The organism is Paenibacillus sp. 2TAF8, from assembly GCF_052114825.1.
Lineage (GTDB): Bacteria > Bacillota > Bacilli > Paenibacillales > Paenibacillaceae > Paenibacillus.
Genome location: NZ_JBFRFN010000046.1, coordinates 1 through 4378, shown reverse-complemented (window position 1 = coordinate 4378; position 4378 = coordinate 1). Strand labels below are relative to the sequence as shown.

Annotated in this window: 3 protein-coding genes, 2 rRNA genes and 1 pseudogene; all 6 read left to right on the top strand. The window is 42.9% G+C overall.

Translation table 11 applies throughout. The features are described 5' to 3' along the window. Positions 1-128 (top strand): 23S ribosomal RNA (locus AB4Z30_RS29765); the annotation flags it as partial. A gap of 151 nt (positions 129-279) precedes the next feature. Next, a 5S ribosomal RNA gene (gene rrf, locus AB4Z30_RS29760) occupies positions 280-396 on the top strand. A gap of 244 nt (positions 397-640) precedes the next feature. Next, positions 641-1264 (top strand): deoxynucleoside kinase, encoded by a 624-nt coding sequence (locus AB4Z30_RS29755; protein ID WP_441931210.1) that lies wholly within the window; start codon positions 641-643, stop codon positions 1262-1264. After that, the gene (locus tag AB4Z30_RS29750; RefSeq protein WP_441931208.1) at positions 1261-1917 is read left to right on the top strand and encodes a deoxynucleoside kinase; all 657 of its coding nucleotides are present in this window, start codon (positions 1261-1263) and stop codon (positions 1915-1917) included. Before AB4Z30_RS29755 ends, AB4Z30_RS29750 begins: the two co-directional genes overlap by 4 nt. Positions 1918-2208: 291 nt before the next feature. Continuing rightward, on the top strand, positions 2209-2691 hold the full coding sequence (locus AB4Z30_RS29745) for a hypothetical protein (protein ID WP_441931207.1): 483 nt from the start codon (positions 2209-2211) through the stop codon (positions 2689-2691). A 323-nt stretch (positions 2692-3014) separates the two neighbouring features. Next, positions 3015-4341, top strand: a pseudogene (locus AB4Z30_RS29740) (IS3 family transposase). The last annotated feature ends 37 nt before the right edge of the window (positions 4342-4378 follow it).

Below are 4378 nucleotides of genomic sequence, written 5' to 3'. Positions count from 1 at the left end.
AAGCCCCCCTCAAGATGAGATTTCCCAGTATGTAAGACCCCTTGAAGACGACGAGGTAGATAGGCTGGGGGTGGAAGTGCAGCAATGCATGGAGCTGACCAGTACTAATCGGTCGAGGGCTTATCCAATAGCAAGTTTTAAATCGCGTGMGTTTCGTTTCGAATCTAGTTTTCAGAGAACAACACTCTGAAGGAATTGGAAATCGGTACATCATCGAGTGTGTGTATGATTTTCAGTTTCAGCATGAATGGAAGAAGCCGTAGCTTCGATCCAATCGCGTTTGGTGGCGATGGCGGAGGGGTTCCACACGTACCCATCCCGAACACGACCGTTAAGCCCTCTAGCGCCGATGGTACTTGGACCGCAGGGTCCTGGGAGAGTAGGATGCCGCCAAGCAAATTAAAGACACACCTTGATGAAAATCAGGTGTGTCTTTTTATTTAGATGCATAAGTATAAGCCAGTATAGACTAAGTAAGAAATGGTTTCAGTTATGTCACGACGCAAGTATGGCTAATCATGTCGATTTGACTTGTTTTATACATAAAATACTGCCTTTCCAATGCGCTAAGCTATGATACAATAGGTGAGGTCTATATAGAAACGGAACACGCATAACTACGAGGAGGAACAGTAACACCATGAAATCAGCCCCGTTTATAGCTGTGGAAGGTCCGATTGGAGCGGGGAAAACAACGTTAGCTACGATGCTTTCCCAAGAATTAAATCTTCCGCTGGTTAAAGAAATTGTTGAGGAGAACCCGTTTTTAGCCTCCTTTTATCAGGATATTGACGAGTGGAGTTTCCAACTCGAAATGTTTTTTCTATGCAACCGGTTTAAGCAACTAGAAGACACTGGTGTACACTTTATTCAGCAAAACAGCCCGGTCGTTTCAGATTATCATATCTATAAAAATATGATTTTCGCTGAGCGTACCTTAAAAGGAACAAAGCGGGATAAATACCGCCAAATCTATCATTTGTTAACGGATGACCTGCCCAAACCGAATCTGGTGCTTTACATTGAAGCCGAGCTGGATACCTTGTTGTACCGGATTAACAAGCGTGGGCGTTCCTTTGAGCAAGATATGGACCCTGCTTATATGGAACAGTTAATTGCCGACTATAAAACAGGTATGGATTATTTGGCCAATGGCACGAATCCGCCAGTCATTCTCAAAATCGATGCGGAGCAGCTTGACTTCGTGGAACATCCTGAGCATTTCAGGCAGATTGTTAATCAAGTAAAGGAGCTTATGATATGAATAACTATGGCATTCCGGCGAATGCATTAATTACAGTAGCAGGAACGGTAGGAGTGGGGAAATCCACACTAACGGCAGCACTCGCAGATCGTTTGAATTTCAAAACTTCTCTTGAGCAGGTGGATCATAATCCGTATTTAGAAAAGTTTTATCATGATTTTGAGCGTTGGAGTTTTCATCTGCAAATCTATTTCCTGGCTGAACGTTTTAAAGAGCAAAAAAAGATTTTTGAAATGGGCGGGGGTTTTGTACAGGACCGGTCGATCTATGAGGATACGGGTATCTTTGCACAGATGCATGCGGATCAGGGGACGATGTCTGCTACCGATTTTGAGACCTACAGCAGCTTGTTTGAAGCGATGGTCATGACGCCTTATTTTCCACACCCTGATGTTCTGATCTATCTCGAAGGCAGTCTGCCATCAATCCTGAACCGGATTACGGAACGTGGGCGTGAGATGGAGATCCAGACAGACCGCACCTATTGGGAACACATGCATGAGCGTTATTCCGTATGGATCAATCAGTTTACTGCATGTCCTGTACTGCGTTTGAATATAGACGAATATGATGTACATGATCCTGCTTCGGTAGATGCCATTCTTAAACAGATTGCAGCTGTTATACAGCCTTCCAAAGAAGCTCAGGTATAATTATTATATTGATTCTCTATAAGGCAAGGCTAGGTGCAATAGACATCTCTTTTACAGTGATTGAGGCTGTGGGAGGGGTGTTTTTTTACATAGAGTGATTCCAAAATGAAGGAATTAGATCGATGGAGCTATATAGTAATGACGTATTTAGATGAGAAGCTATCTCTAGATATGTATGAGTATGTGTAACAAATTACAGAAATATGTTGAAATTTGAAGCTTTTTGTGGTTTTATAGGGAAGGTGAAATCTGGAAATATAGTATAAGCATGACTCAGGAGGGAAAGACATCGTGGAAGAGAAGCAAGGAATTAAGATTGGGATGCCGATTATCGGTGGATTGATTGCTGCCATACTGGGAGGTGTGGTTTGGGCTGTGGTTGCAGCTATGACGGAGTATGAGGTTGGACTTATTGCGATACTGGTTGGTGTACTATGCGGGTACGCTGTCGTGTTGTTCTCGAACAAACAAATTGCAACAGTGCATAAAATTATCGCTGTTGTTTTCGCACTGGTGGGCATTTTGCTTGGCAAATATTTGACGGTAGTTTATTTTACATCGGAATTGTTTACAGATGTGAGCGTACTGACCTTGGTGTTTGACGGGGAAATGATAAGCGCATTTACGGAAACGATTAAGGAATATTTCAGTGAGCCTACAGACTGGTTGTTCATCGTTTTGGCGATCGTATCTGCTTGGCAAATTCCAGGCCGGATAGCGAAAACAAGCATGGCATCCGAAGCATCGAGCTCGGATCAAGCACCAAGGGCGTAAGAACTGTTAAACGGACGCAGGTTACATGCTTAGCAAATGAGCAGTAATAGCAAAGCAGAGTAGAGACAAGATCAAAAAGTAAAGAAAAGAGCATAAGGGTTAGGGTAAAGATCAAAGTAAAGACTAAAAAAGATCAAAGTACGGATTTCTCGGAGTGAACATCGGCATTACGATGATCACATTGCGGCTGGGGATAAGCGGAGATCTAATAAAGGACGTAACGCCTCAGTAAAATGTACCCTATAAGATGGACACTTAAAAAAGGTCATCTTGTAGGGTCTTTTTTGTGTACAATGAATAAAAAACGAGCGGTGGTCAAGCAAATGTCAAAAAAACACTTTACAATGCTAGAGCAAGATCAGTTGAGAAGAAATCCCTATGTGAGAAATGTTAGTGCTAAAGCGATTACATACACGGATGCATTCAAAGAACGATTTATTCAAGAACATAGTCAAGGTACGCTCCCCAGTGAAATCTTTCAGGAAGCAGGCTTCCCCATTGACGTTTTGGGTGCAACCCGGATTCAAAAGGCTTCTAATCGATGGCGTACGGCATTTCAGGAACAAGGATCTGCTGGATTAACGGATGGTAGAAAACACGCCTCAGGCCGTCCTCTAAACCGTGAATTAAGTCTTGAAGAAAAATATGCCCGTTTGGAAGCGAAAATGAAATGGCTTGAAGCGGAGAATGAATTCTTAAAAAAGCTCGATCAACTCGAAAGGCAGATGAGAAGAAAAAAATCCAACTCCGTACACGACAAAAATTCGAACTGATTCAACAGATGATGCATACCTCCTTTTCMAATGCAAGGTGCATGTTCTTTGTGCTATTGCTGGCGTTTCACGCTCAGGCTACTACCGCTATTGTAGTGAAGACGCCAGGCTACATCGTCAAAAGCAGGAACAGGCCGACCAGAAGRTGAAAGCGATCATCCTGAAAGCCTACCATTACCGTAGGAGGAACAAAGGCGCACGTCAAATCAAAATGACGCTCGCACTTGAGTATGGCGACATATACAATCTCAAGCGAATCCGTCGGATCATGCAAAAGTACAACATCGTTTGTCCCATTCGAAAAGCAAACCCAGCACGTCGTATGGCGAAAGCAACTCAAGAGCATCGAACCTGTCCCAACATGTTAAAGCGAGCCTTTAAGCCAGRGATTGCAGGTAAGGTTCTCTTAACCGACATCACGTACTTAACTTATGGGATAAGCAAACGAGCCTATCTATCAACGATTAAAGATGCCCAGACGAATGAAATATTAGCTTATGAAGTCTCGGCTTCCCTTGGATTGGACATTGCAATGGAGTCGTTGAAACAACTCAAAAAGCATAGGCATCTCACTTCGGATGCCTTGATTCATTCGGATCAAGGATTTCACTATACAAACCCCAAGTTCCAAAAGCTTGTGAAACAAATGGGGTTAAATCAATCCATGTCACGGCGAGGAAACTGTTGGGATAACGCTCCACAAGAATCCTTCTTTGGGMATTTTAAAGATGAAACAAATTTCAAAACATGCATGACATTGGAGGAGGTTAAGCAAGAAGTRAARAGCTACATGATCTATTACAACCATTATCGAGGTCAATGGAACTTAAACAAGCTGCCGCCTGCACGATACAGACGACAGCTTGAAGCAGCCTAACCTTTTTTAATTTGTCCTTTACAAGGGGTACATTTTA

Coding starts and splice junctions, on each gene's coding strand:
- AB4Z30_RS29755 (WP_441931210.1), top strand. CDS start 641: ATGAAATCAGCCCCGTTTATAGCTGTGGAAGGTCCGATTGGAGCGGGG.
- AB4Z30_RS29750 (WP_441931208.1), top strand. CDS start 1,261: ATGAATAACTATGGCATTCCGGCGAATGCATTAATTACAGTAGCAGGA.